Source organism: Endozoicomonas sp. SCSIO W0465 (genome assembly GCF_023716865.1).
Taxonomy (GTDB): domain Bacteria; phylum Pseudomonadota; class Gammaproteobacteria; order Pseudomonadales; family Endozoicomonadaceae; genus Endozoicomonas.
This window is the reverse complement of record NZ_CP092417.1, coordinates 2162819-2175060: the sequence shown is the minus strand read 5'-3', so window position 1 is coordinate 2175060 and position 12242 is coordinate 2162819. Positions and strand designations below refer to the sequence as shown.

Genomic DNA, 12242 nt, shown 5'->3' with positions numbered 1-12242 from the left:
TGTCTTCACGGCTGTGCCCACTGAATGTAAGTGGACGGTTGACTGAATGTGACACGTTCCTGGTGACCCGGAGCCTTACCGGTTTACTCGCTATCCCGATAGGGATCAGGATAGCCAAGCTGAGCCAGAATTTCTGTCTCCAGAGACTCCATTTCTTCGGCTTCCTGATCGTCAATGTGATCATAGCCAAGCAAGTGAAGTGTGCCATGAACCATCATATGAGCCCAGTGGGAACTGAGACTTTTTTTCTGCTCAATAGCTTCTTGTTCAACGACCGGGACGCAGATAATCAAATCACCCAGTAATGGCAATTCCAGTTCGGCAGGAAGATCGGCAGGAAAGGACAGTACATTGGTTGGCCCTTCCTTACCCCGCCATTGCCGGTTAAGTTCAGCCCCCTCTTCTTCATCGACGATCAGGAGGCTGATTTCAGCTTCCTGGCGCTGTTCCTGAAAGTGCTGGCCAACCGCTGCAGCGGCCCACTGTTCCAACTCATTTTGAGCAGGAAGCTGTGAGCTGGTGCTGTTAATCATCACATCAATATGAACAGTGGCCATTACTGCACGCCTTTGGGGGATGGGGAGCCTTTAGCCGGTAGAGAGCCTTTAGCCGGTAGAGAGCCTTTAGCCGGTAGAGAGCCTTTAGCCGGTAGAGAGCCTTTAGCCGGTAGAGAGCCTTTAGCCGGTAGAGAGCCTTTAGCCGGTAGAGAGCCTTTAGCCGGTAGAGAGCCTTTAGCCGGTAGAGAGCCTTTAGCCGGTAGAGAGCCTTTAGCCGGTAGAGAGCCTTTAGCCGGTAGAGAGCCTTTAGCCGGTAGAGAGCCTTTAGCCGGTAGAGAGCCTTTAGCCGGTAGAGAGCCTTTAGCCGGTAGAGAGCCTTTAGCCGGTAGAGAGCCTTTAGCCGGTAGAGAGCCTTTAGCCGGTAGAGAGCCTTTAGCCGGTAGAGAGCCTTTAGCCGGTAGAGAGCCTTTAGCCGGTAGAGAGCCTTTAGCCGGTAGAGAGCCTTTAGCCGGTAGAGAGCCTTTAGCCGGTAGAGAGCCTTTAGCCGGTAGAGAGCCTTTAGCCGGTAGAGAGCCTTTAGCCGGTAGAGAGCCTTTAGCCGGTAGAGAGCCTTTAGCCGGTAGAGAGCCTTTAGCCGGTAGAGAGCCTTTAGCCGGTAGAGAGCCTTTAGCCGGTAGAGAGCCTTTAGCCGGTAGAGAGCCTTTAGCCGGTAGAGAGCCTTCAGTGGGTAAAGAGCCTTCAGCTTTGGGCGTAGAAGGTTTCCTGGCAGGTCGTGTACCTTTGCCTGTTGACTGCTCCTGGGTCAGTTTATCGAAACGGTCATAGGCCTGAACGATCCTTTGCACCAGGGGATGGCGAACCACGTCCTTGGCCGTAAACCAGATAAAGCCAATGCCTTCTACCCCCTTGAGAACGTCAATAGCGCTGGCCAGACCGGAGCGGGTGCCTCTTGGTAAATCAACCTGGGTAATATCACCGGTAATCACGGCAGTAGAGCCAAAGCCGATACGGGTCAGGAACATCTTCATCTGCTCCTGAGTGGTGTTCTGGGACTCATCAAGAATAATAAATGAATTATTGAGTGTACGACCACGCATATAGGCCAGTGGGGCAACTTCAATCACATTTTTCTCTATCAGGCGGTCAACACGCTCAAAACCCAGCATTTCATAAAGGGCATCGTAGAGTGGCCTTAGATAAGGATCGATTTTCTGGGACAGGTCTCCTGGCAAGAAGCCCAGTTTTTCTCCAGCTTCAACGGCAGGGCGAACAAGGAGGATACGCCTGATCTGTTCTTCTTCCAGCGCCTGCACTGCAGCGGCAACGGCCAGATAGGTTTTGCCGGTGCCTGCAGGGCCGATGCCGAAATTGATGTCGTGCTGCAGAATCGACTTTACATAGCTCTGCTGGTTAGGCCCCCGGGGCGTAATCAGGCCTTTACGGGTGCGCAGTGAGATCAGCTTGTCTTCGGGCTCTTCATGTATCCACTCAATGGCGGATTCCTGCAGGAACAGATGAACCGTGTTCGGGCTGAGTGGTTCGTCCTTACCGGTTTCTCTGAACAGTCGCTTTAATACCTCACCAGCTACATCAGCGCGGCCATTGTCGCCACTGATGGCAAAGGCATTACCCCGGTGGCGGATGGTGACGCCGAGCCGCTCTTCGATCTGTTTCAGATGCTGATTGAATTGTCCGCAGAGTTCCGCGAATCTCGACGGCTCATCAGGCTCAAGAGAAAAGCGGCAGACGTTTTGATCAGTGGCGTGATGGCCAGAGGCGTGGGAAAAGTCCTGTCCTTGTGTTTTGGTATTCAAAGTCAGTGTTCAGCCTTTACTGCAAGTGGATTCAGGTAAGATATTACGATGGTCTCTGAGTGTAAGCCAGTCAGGATTTCCATTGGAAAAAAAGAGGCGTTAAGCCTCTTTTCCGGTTAATCAGGCAACACTGTCCAGCTCAGAACTGATCAGCGTACCACGCAGAGAGTGCGGCAACGCTTCAACAATCTCAATATCCGCAAAATGGCCAATCAGGTGAGGATCACTACACTGGAAGTTCACTACCCGGTTGCACTCGGTACGTCCTGATAATTGCCCCGGATCTTTCCTGGAGTAACCGGTCACCAGGATCTTCTGGGTGCTGCCTACCAGACGGCGGCTGATCTGAATAACCTGCTGGTTAATGCGGTTCTGAAGAATTTGCAAACGCTGTTTTTTCACTTCCTCGGGAACATTATCTTCCATATCAGAAGCCGGAGTGCCAGGACGCTTACTGAAGATGAAGCTGAAAGAGGCATCAAAGCCCACTTCAGCAATCAGGTTCATAGTGTCTTCAAAGTCCTGATCGGTTTCTCCCGGGAAGCCGACAATAAAGTCTGAAGAGAGCTTCAGGTCAGGACGGATCGCCAGCAGCTGGCGGATTTTTTTCAGGTAATCTTCCGCCGTGTGATCCCGCTTCATCAATTGCAGGACCCGGTCAGAACCGCTCTGTACCGGCAGGTGCAGATGGCTGACCAGCTCGGGAACGTCGGCGTAGACATTCACCAGACTGTCGGAAAACTCCAGTGGGTGAGAGGTGGTAAAACGGATACGGTCAATCCCGTCAATAGCGGCCACCAGGGTAATCAGTTCTGCCAGGTCACAGACGGTGCCATCGTGTTTTTCACCCCGATAGGCGTTGACGTTTTGCCCCAGCAGGTTGATTTCCCGGACGCCTTTTTCGGCCAGGCCATAACATTCAGCAATAACGTCATCCATGGGACGGCTGATTTCCGCACCACGGGTATAGGGAACGATGCAGTAAGTGCAGTACTTGTCGCAACCTTCCATAATGGAAACAAAGGCCGTTGGACCATCCACACTGGGTTCTGGCAGACGGTCAAACTTTTCAATTTCCGGGAAGGTGACGTCCACCACAGGAATGTGGTTGGCCTTGCTGGCATCAATCATTTCCGGCAAACGGTGCAGGGTCTGCGGGCCAAACACCACATCAACCTGGGGCGCACGTTTACGGATCTCATCGCCTTCCTGGCTGGCAACGCAGCCGCCTACGCCGATGATCAGGTCCGGGTTCTTTTCTTTGAGTTTGCGCCAGCGACCTAGCTGGTGAAAGAGCTTTTCCTGGGCCTTTTCCCGAACGGAACAAGTATTCACCAGCAGGACATCCGCCTCTTCCGGGTTGTCCGTCAGCTCCAGGGTATGGGTCTCTCCGAGCAGATCGGCCATGCGGGCGGAATCGTACTCGTTCATCTGGCAACCATGGGTCTTGATATACAGTTTTTTGCTCATTTCACACTTTACTGGCTTGTGCCGGGAGGCTGTCCGAGAATAGCGCCCGTAGCGAGGATGGCAGAAAATTGAGGATAAAAATTTCGTTTTGTGAGGTGAATAGCGGGGCTATTTGCCGAACAAAACGGAATTTTTAGACCAATTTGCTGCCACCACAGTAGGGCAGTCTATTCTCGGACAGCCTCCTGGAGGGCTCAAACCTGCCGCGAGGTTAAGCCTGTTGTTCATAAACGTTGTTTATAAATCGGGCATTATAGCTACCCTGCACCATGGAGGATAGTCAATGATGTGCCGGGTTAAACCGTGATTACAAAGGCTGGATTGTGGTCATTGCAGAGTCTGGCCGTGGGATGACGAATAATAGATCTTGTCAGGTTTGTACATTTCCAGTATTTAGGCAAACCATTGCGGTCAGGCTTTGTGTTATGATCTGCGCCCAGAAATCCTATGGTCAGCTTAAGCCGTAAAACGCTTGGGCAGAATTAACGTGGTATTAGAACCTAATGGCGAAAACCCCCATTTTCCGTGTAATTTTTCAAAATCAGGGCGAAGTGTTTGAAATCTATGCCCGGCAGATCTTCCAGAGCGAACTCTGGGGCTTTATTGAGGTTGAGGAGTTTGTCTTCGGTGAGCGCAGTCAGCTGCTGGTTGACCCGGGTGAGGAGAAACTGAAGGCAGCCTTTGAAGGGGTAAAGCGCAGTTACATTCCACTGAATACCATTATTCGTATTGATGAGGTGGAAAAAGAGGGGACTGGCAAGGTCTCCGAAGCAAAAGGTGATAATGTCCGACCTTTTCCCGTGATGCCCCATTTGCCTTGCAGGGATTGAAGCCGCTGGATTCCCACGCAGCGAGGTTGTAGAAAAACCCTCCGGACACCTCGTTCCCACGCTCTGGAGGTTGTCGCAAAACCCTCCGAACACTCCGGACATCTCGTTCCCACGCTCTGCGTGGGAATGCATACCGATCCCGCCACAAATACCATACTCGCATGGAGCCCCCGAAAACCCTACCAGGCAGTGGCTCTTTCTCATGCTGCCAGATCCGTATGCGTTCCCACGCGGGACCTACAGGGCCTAAAAGCGTGGGAACGAGGGTTTTGCGACACCCTCCAGCGCGTGGGAATCCGTGGCCGTCTTTTCGTTTTAACCGGCTTTTCGTTTTAGCCGGCTTCTCATTCTAAATGGCTGGTCCGTTAACCAAAGGCGGGCGGATAAAAGCGGGGTTTACAACAGTGGGTGTTTTTCTAGTGCAATCGGATGGTCAGGCAGATACCTGCTGATCATTTGGATAACGGTTTTTAAAGTGTAGATAGAGTCCGCTGCTCAGAAGAAGATTACCAAGACCAACCAGGTACCGGAACAAATCCAGCCTCAGATAGCCGGCCAGTGTGCCTTCGGTACCGATGACCAGTGCACCGGTAAAATAGCTGGAAGCAGCAGCGATGATCAGCCACTTGGGACCTGACTCCACCGATGAGCGGAATAGCAGATATAACGCGAAAAGCAGCAATACAGCCATTTGCAGGTCACGGTAAATGATGTCCACCCCAAACCATCGACAGACTTCGTAAACAATGCACACGCCCAATATCAGCCTGCCCCAGGCAGCCCGACTCCAGCTGCTGACGGTAACGCCAAGACAGGTAGCAATGCCTGTCAGTGGCGGGGCAAGAAACATGGCGGCATTCACCAGCATATCGTGGGGGCCTGACCATGCACTGGAGATACCATAACGCACGCTGCCAGTAATGGATGCCAGTGCCATTAGCAGGAATCCAAACAGGGCTGCAGTGGCAGAAATGCGATGCACTTCAGCAAAAACCTTTTGCTGTGCCATCAGGAAAACAGCAAAAAGGCAGGCAAAAGCCAGCACTGCATCGGAAATGGCCAGAGAACTCATAGTTTGCAAAACGGTGTAACCATTGAATTATTTTCTATCTGGAAATAAGTAGCCAGAAATATTCGATTCCATATGGCCAGCTACTTAACAGACGAGGCAGGATAGTAATACCTCGTTCTCTATCTGCTGAATCAGTTCAGTCGGGCAAATGCTTTCTCTGCCGCCTTCAAGGTGGCATCCAGTTCTGCCTGGCCGTGGGCAATGGATATGAATCCGGCCTCAAATGCTGAGGGTGCCAAGTATACGCCATTATCCAGCATGCCATGGAAGAATTTGCCGTAACGCTCGGTATTACACGACATTACTTTGGTAAAGCTGTCTATGCTGTTGCCGGCACTATGCTGACCTGTGAAAAATAGACCAAACATGCCGCCTGCCTGGGATGTGGTGAAAGGAATACCAGCGACTTCTGCTTTTTCCCTGAGACCTGTCAAAAGTGCAGCAGTTTTCTCCGTCAGGGTTTCATGAAAGCCATGGGTGGAGAGATTTTCCAGTGTGGCCAGACCGGCAGCCATAGCCAGAGGGTTACCAGAAAGTGTTCCGGCCTGGTACACAGGCCCCAGCGGTGCCAGGTGCTCCATAATGTCCCTTCGACCGCCAAAAGCACCCACTGGCAGGCCACCACCAATAATTTTTCCCAGCGTTGTGAGATCGGGTTTTACGCCGTAATAGGCCTGGGCACCACCCAGGGCAACACGGAAACCCGTCATAACTTCATCGAATATAAGAACAGTGTCGTATTCATCACACAGCTTACGCAATCCTTCCAGAAAGCCCGGGACTGGTGGAATGCAGTTCATGTTGCCAGCCACCGGTTCAATGATGATGCAGGCAATGTCATGGCCTACCTGCCTGAAGGTTTCTTCAACCTCTGCAAGGTTGTTGTAGGTCAGGGTAATGGTTTTTTCGGCCAGTGCAGCGGGTACGCCCGGTGAATTGGGCACACCCAGCGTCAGTGCACCAGAACCAGCTTTTACCAGCAGGGAGTCGGAGTGGCCGTGGTAGCAACCTTCAAACTTGACGATTCGATCACGGCCAGTAAAACCGCGAGCCAGACGAATAGCACTCATGGTCGCTTCAGTACCGGAGTTGACCATGCGCAGAAGCTCCATGGAAGGAACCATCTCCCGCACCCTCTTGGCCAGCCGGGTTTCCAGCTCGGTTGGTGCACCAAAGCTCAGCCCGGCCAGTGCCTGATCACGTACCGCAGCGATGACATCCGGGTGATTGTGACCCAGGATCATAGGACCCCAGGAGCCGATGTAGTCAATATATTCCCTGCCATCCACATCATAGAGATGCGCACCACGGGCTTTCTTAAAAAAGATGGGCTTACCGCCAACGCCTTTAAAGGCTCTGACCGGTGAGTTTACCCCCCCGGGGATGACCGTCAGGGCATCTTCAAATAGTTCTTCAGAACGAGACATGGTGGCAATTCCTTACTATACGCTGTGCAGCCTAAACTCGATGTTGTAGCAGCTATTCTTTATTTGGCGATTGCGGGAGATTAAACAGCTTTACGCTGAGTATCGTTAAACAAAGTAATAAAACTCTGGGACCGGTCCCGGATATTCTGCGCCGCAAACAGATTATTAACAACGGCAACCATATCAGCACCGGCAGAAATGACCTCAGCGGCATTTTCCAGCGTGATACCCCCAATGGCAACGATGGGCAGTTCGAACATTTGTCGGGCTTCTGTAAGAATGGAGAGCTCAGCATTTTTTGCATCGGGCTTGGTTCGGGAAGGGAAGAAATTACCAAAAGCAATATAGTTGGCACCCTGCTCAACGGCTGCTTTTGCTTTTTCCAGAGAGTTCTCGCAGCTGATACCGATCATAGCGTAATCACCCAACCGCTCCCTGGCATAGGCAAGACTTTCATCCTGTTGGCCAAGGTGAACCCCGTCTGCCTCTACATCAAGAGCTAACTCAATGTCATCATTGATGATCAGCAAGGCCTGGTATTGATGGCAGAGAACCTTCAATGCTCCGGCCTGTCGCAGTCTTTTACCGGAATCAAGGCTTTTATCGCGGTATTGAAGAACTTTCATTCCACCCATCAGGGCCTGTTCTACTGTCTCAATCAGTATTCTGTCATCGGGCTGCAGTTGACTATCAGTAACACCGTACAGGCCGTGAAATCTATGCATGGTCCATACCCAATTGCTAAATAACCGGCAGAGTATACCAGTTTGCTGCCCTTGTCTTTAAGGGCGTTCATTATTAGTCATGAGGTCAGCATTTTATCCGGTTCAGTTTAAGGTGTTCTAACAAAGGTCTGGCTTTCCGGATAACGCATCAGAATCGATAGCAACGCACTTATTGGCTGATGAGTTTTCTTCGCTGGTTTTGGGATCGGCTTCACCCACTGAACAGAGAATGCCTGCAACCGTATTGCCGACGACGTTGGTGACAGTGCAGCCAGCATCAGTAATCCGGTCAGTCGCAAGAATAATCGCCATGGATTCAACCGGAAGCCCCATGGTGTGAAGCAGGACACCGGTAGAGACAGCCGCTCCGCCGGGTATACCGCCCGTAGCGACGGCCAGAAGAAAGGTGGTAAATCCCATGGTGCCCATTTCCAGCAGGGTCAGGTCAACATGCCAGGCATTGGCCACAAACAGGGCTGCAACGCTCATGTAAATAGCAGAACCAGACATATTAATGGTTGCTCCCAAAGGAACCGTGAAGCCGGCGATATGCTCCGGAACCTTGAACTTTTCGATCAGTGTCTGGTAAGTAATGGGGATTGAAGCGTTGGAGCTGGCGGTAGAGAGGGCAAAAATTACTTGTTCACGGGTGTTGCGGATAAACACCATCGGAGAGCGTTTAATGACCAACCCTATCAGTACCGGATAAATGACAAACAGCCAGAGGCTCATTATCAACAGACAGGTCACCACATAGGAAAGCACACTTAAAATGCTACTGCCGTTCAGTGTAGCGGCCAGTTTGGCGGTCAGAAAGAAAACGCCATAGGGCGCCAAACTCATGACCATGCCAATCAGTTTCATCATGACGCTGTTAGCCAGGGAAATAGCGTTGCTGACACTGTGAGTTTCGTGATTTTCCAGCTTCTTGATGGCAACACCGGTAATAATCGCCATAAAGAGAATTTGCAGAATATTGCCTTCTACCACCGCCTGAAAAGGGTTTACTGGCACTACATTGATAATCATATTCAGTAGCGATGGGAGTTCAGACTGGCCAGAGCGAACCAGTTGATCCACATGGCCAAGATTGGCTCCAGTGCCCGGAGCAATAATCAATGTGATAACAATGGCTGACAGAAGGGCAAAGAAAGTGTTGCCCAGATAGATGCCAAAGGTCTTGGCACCCAGTCGACCCACCTGAGTAATGTCATTAAGGCTGCACACAGCGTGGACAATGGAGACAAAAACCAGGGGGACAACCAGCATTTTTATCATTGCCACGAACATCACACCAACGGCGTGAAAGAGGCCTCTGACCAGGTATTCCTGAATCATACCTTCTGTGGAGGCAGTCAACTGGATTATGATGCCAGTGACCACTCCCAATATCAGGGCAATCAGTATCTGAGGGGCTAGATTTTTCTGCATCGTACATTCTCCACTCAAAATAACAGTGAAACGGCTCTGCTGACTAATGCCCCCAATACTTATTTGGAACGTTTTTTCAGTAACAAGTTCCCATCAAAGATTAAAATTTGATGTTTTTTTTGGGTAAATCCTCATTTTAGATGAAATTTGTCGAGTTTCTTAACGGTGTTCCCACGGCAGGTTTTTGCTGAGATTCGAAGGGTTGACCTCCATTCTGAGTCATTATATGCCATAGCTTGAAAGCGTTGTAACTGCTCATGCGGTGGAAAAAATCATCCGTGAAACTGGTGCGATACCTGCCACCAGGGTCATTTGGGGTTGTTGTTGAACAAATTGTTGAACAAATTTGTTGAACGCAATTGTTGAACGCAATTATTGAACAAAACAGGGCAGGCCAGCTGACTGTCCTTTTCCCTGATTACCAGATTTCAGGTTTATTCATCGCCTCGACACATTGTGGTTTACCATCGATTGGCTCAATCTCCCTACTGAGCAGCGACTGCCCTAACCAGCCTTCCGGGTGGGACAAAGGTAGTGGTGCCTTGATCACGGTTTCGCTAACCGGCGCAAACCCTGTACGGCAATAATAGTTGGGATCACCGTAAGTTAGCACCAACACAACACCATGATCTTTTAATGTGTTCAGACCAAAGTTAATTAATGCCTGACCAGTGCCTTTTCCCTGATAATCGGTGCTGACGGCCACTGGAGACAACAGAAAGGCATTGATACCACTGGCAAAGGTTAGCCGGGAAAAGATAATGCAACCTGCAACCCGTTCCCCATGGTTCCGATCAATGTCCCGGGCAACAAACACAAACAGGTCATGGTTGTCCGTTGTAGTCAGTAGCTCATAGGCAAGATTGCTGACCATGGCTCCTTCTGCTTCACTTTCCGAGTCAGTAAAGGTCTTGGTAAAAAGCTGTCTGATCTCGTCAATTTCGTCTGGGTTGTAAACTGAAAACTCCACGTTTCTACGCCTCCTGAAAAATCACATTGCATCTGGCTGTTTCCGGACAGGTGGCACGATAAACCATGAAGCAATAGCCAGGTCAAGTGACGTTTCGAAAAAAACAGTTCAGATGAGTACGAGAGAACTGGCAATGGTCAGCATGGTCAGGCCCACAACAAATTCCAGTACTTGCCAGGATTTCGGGTTTTCAAACAGCGGACTTAGCAGTCGGGCACCATAGCCCAGGCTGAAAAAGAACGTGAAAGAGGCAGTGATGGCCCCCAGCAAAAACTCCAGCTGCTGCCCTTCATACTGGGTTGAGATGGAACCCAGAAGCACGACAGTATCCAAATACACATGCGGGTTCAGCCAGGTAAAAGCCAGGCAGAGGGCTATGGTCTTCCATTTGGATTGTGGAATACTGGCATTTTCATCAAGGGCATGGGTTTCGGTGAAAGCAGAGCGGAAACTCAACAGGGCATAGCCAAAAAGAAAAGCCGCTCCCCCGTAGCGGGCAAATACCTCAATTTCCGGGAACTGTTCAACCACCACGCCAAAGCCAGCAACGCCCAGAGAAATCAGCAGCGCATCGGAAAATGCACAGAGCAGACAGACCAGAAACACACAATGCTTCCTGATTCCCTGTTTTAATATAAAGGCATTTTGAGAACCAATGGCCAGGATTAATGACAAGCTGAGAGAGAAACCGGAAAGATATGCAGACAACGTAACGACCTTGAGTTAGTAGAGTAAGTAGCTAACCATATGAAATCATATATTTCTGACTCCTTGTGCCGGCACTCTGCTTCGTTACAACTCCGGTCACATAGCTACGGCTATGCTTCCTCCGTTGCGCCTCACATAGTACCAGCCGGCTAAGTTACCGTTAATGGTTGGAAGCACCAATGTTCAGTAATTCTGCTGATCAACCGGCCAACAGTTAATTTTTTTGCTGCCGTCAGTTCTCGCCTCCAGGCCAGATAATGGGGAAGGTAACGAGTTGCAACCCCTTGGAATACGCCGCCAATCCAGCGTTTTAAATGACTGTGATAAGAATTTACAGTCTGGATGTGGTAGATGCCTTCAACAACATGTTGACCTGCTGATGTCACCAGCTCCTTGAAGACAAATCCAAGCTTGTCAGCAAGTTTTTCGTGAGCGAGGTGTGCATCCGCACAGACCGTGGCCTGTATCGATATGCGGCCATTTAAATGCCTGCACAATTCATTAGCACTTTCGTTTTCTAATACACCGTCAACGGTATTTCGATTACGGTCCCGAGCCACCATTACCGGGACTTTTCGGGCTTTGTTGGGATCATTACCCCGCTTTCGGGTTGGCCGTGGAAGGCCTTCTCTTTGCCCTTTGAAGGATTCACGGAAAAATGTTTCATCAAGCTCAGTAATGCCACAAAGCTCTTCTGCTTGATCATTATTAATCACTTCAAGAAAGCGGTGACGCCAGCGGAACGCAGTTTTCAAGTCAATGGCATTCTCAGCAGCAGCTGGTCGCAAGACCATAGAGTGAGTCATACCTGCGAGGTACTTGTTCCATTTTTCAGGGTGCCTGAGCCTTGCCAAAGGCGTTCCACTAAAGGCGTTAAACGTTGAGTCGCAAGTCTTGCAGTGGTAGCGCTGTCGGCCATTTCGTATGCCCCAGCGACCAACGCTATGGCTTTTGCATTTGGGGCACCTGGGGTTTTCGGCAAATTGGGCAAGTATGCTCTTTTCTACGTCAGGTGTTGCATTATCGTTATTGGGTATAGATTCACTGTAAACAGGTTCAGAGTCAGTGGTTTCTACTACCTCGGTAACCTCTATTTGAGTACTAAGGAGCGAGTTGTTAAGAATGTCTCGCTGTTCACTGGTTAATGTTGAAATGGAATCAATAAAATTCTGGAAGAGTTCAGATTGCATATCACTCCCCTACAACGTAGATTTTATGGGAGTTTAGCTGATTCAACCATTAACGGTAACTTAGCCGTACCAGCCCAAGAAGCCAGAAATATTCGATTCCATATGGCC

The 12242-nt window shown here is 50.2% G+C and carries 10 protein-coding genes and 1 pseudogene; 1 reads left to right on the top strand and 10 read right to left on the bottom strand.

Features of this window, described 5'->3' with window-relative positions:
• Positions 1-83 precede the first annotated feature (83 nt).
• The 3 genes and pseudogenes from ybeY to miaB all read right to left on the bottom strand — a co-directional run bounded on the left by ybeY (position 84) and on the right by miaB (position 3781).
• Positions 84-557, bottom strand: a complete 474-nt coding sequence (gene ybeY / locus MJO57_RS09465) for an rRNA maturation RNase YbeY (RefSeq protein ID WP_252024823.1) — start codon at positions 555-557, stop codon at positions 84-86.
• Positions 558-1255: 698 nt separating this feature from the next.
• Positions 1256-2311, bottom strand: a pseudogene (locus tag MJO57_RS09460) (PhoH family protein); the annotation flags it as partial.
• 120 nt (positions 2312-2431) lie between these two features.
• Complete coding sequence (miaB, locus tag MJO57_RS09455) at positions 2432-3781, bottom strand: tRNA (N6-isopentenyl adenosine(37)-C2)-methylthiotransferase MiaB (RefSeq protein ID WP_252024821.1); 1350 nt, start codon at positions 3779-3781, stop codon at positions 2432-2434.
• A 503-nt stretch (positions 3782-4284) separates the two neighbouring features.
• Here miaB and MJO57_RS09450 point away from each other — a divergent pair.
• Positions 4285-4611 carry a DUF1820 family protein gene (locus tag MJO57_RS09450; RefSeq protein ID WP_252024819.1) on the top strand — a complete coding sequence of 109 codons (327 nt, stop codon included), beginning with the start codon at positions 4285-4287 and terminating at the stop codon, positions 4609-4611.
• Between the two features lie 433 nt (positions 4612-5044).
• On the opposite strand, the gene MJO57_RS09445 is transcribed toward MJO57_RS09450, so the two are convergent.
• The 7 genes from MJO57_RS09445 to MJO57_RS09415 form a co-directional block, all read right to left on the bottom strand.
• Positions 5045-5683 (bottom strand): hypothetical protein, encoded by a 639-nt coding sequence (locus MJO57_RS09445; RefSeq protein WP_252024817.1) that lies wholly within the window; start codon positions 5681-5683, stop codon positions 5045-5047.
• Positions 5684-5814: 131 nt separating this feature from the next.
• Positions 5815-7110: a glutamate-1-semialdehyde 2,1-aminomutase gene (gene hemL / locus MJO57_RS09440; RefSeq protein WP_252024815.1), complete on the bottom strand. Its 1296-nt coding sequence runs from the start codon at positions 7108-7110 to the stop codon at positions 5815-5817.
• An 80-nt stretch (positions 7111-7190) separates the two neighbouring features.
• On the bottom strand, positions 7191-7835 hold the full coding sequence (thiE, locus tag MJO57_RS09435) for a thiamine phosphate synthase (protein ID WP_252024813.1): 645 nt from the start codon (positions 7833-7835) through the stop codon (positions 7191-7193).
• A 117-nt stretch (positions 7836-7952) separates the two neighbouring features.
• Entirely contained in the window at positions 7953-9266 is a 1314-nt protein-coding gene (locus tag MJO57_RS09430) for a dicarboxylate/amino acid:cation symporter (protein WP_252024811.1), read from the bottom strand.
• Between the two features lie 418 nt (positions 9267-9684).
• Positions 9685-10236 (bottom strand): GNAT family N-acetyltransferase, encoded by a 552-nt coding sequence (locus MJO57_RS09425; protein ID WP_252024809.1) that lies wholly within the window; start codon positions 10234-10236, stop codon positions 9685-9687.
• Between the two features lie 108 nt (positions 10237-10344).
• Positions 10345-10911, bottom strand: a complete 567-nt coding sequence (locus MJO57_RS09420) for a LysE/ArgO family amino acid transporter (protein WP_252024807.1) — start codon at positions 10909-10911, stop codon at positions 10345-10347.
• Positions 10912-11093: 182 nt separating this feature from the next.
• Complete coding sequence (locus MJO57_RS09415; protein WP_252017335.1) at positions 11094-12134, bottom strand: IS1595 family transposase; 1041 nt, start codon at positions 12132-12134, stop codon at positions 11094-11096.
• Between the last annotated feature and the right edge of the window lie 108 nt (positions 12135-12242).

Excerpts from the sequence above, each read along its gene's own strand:
- ybeY (WP_252024823.1), bottom strand. The coding sequence starts at position 557 with ATGGCCACTGTTCATATTGATGTGATGATTAACAGCACCAGCTCACAG.
- miaB (WP_252024821.1), bottom strand. The coding sequence starts at position 3,781 with ATGAGCAAAAAACTGTATATCAAGACCCATGGTTGCCAGATGAACGAG.
- MJO57_RS09450 (WP_252024819.1), top strand. The coding sequence starts at position 4,285 with ATGGCGAAAACCCCCATTTTCCGTGTAATTTTTCAAAATCAGGGCGAA.
- MJO57_RS09445 (WP_252024817.1), bottom strand. The coding sequence starts at position 5,683 with ATGAGTTCTCTGGCCATTTCCGATGCAGTGCTGGCTTTTGCCTGCCTT.
- hemL (WP_252024815.1), bottom strand. The coding sequence starts at position 7,110 with ATGTCTCGTTCTGAAGAACTATTTGAAGATGCCCTGACGGTCATCCCC.
- thiE (WP_252024813.1), bottom strand. The coding sequence starts at position 7,835 with ATGCATAGATTTCACGGCCTGTACGGTGTTACTGATAGTCAACTGCAG.
- MJO57_RS09430 (WP_252024811.1), bottom strand. The coding sequence starts at position 9,266 with ATGCAGAAAAATCTAGCCCCTCAGATACTGATTGCCCTGATATTGGGA.
- MJO57_RS09415 (WP_252017335.1), bottom strand. The coding sequence starts at position 12,134 with ATGCAATCTGAACTCTTCCAGAATTTTATTGATTCCATTTCAACATTA.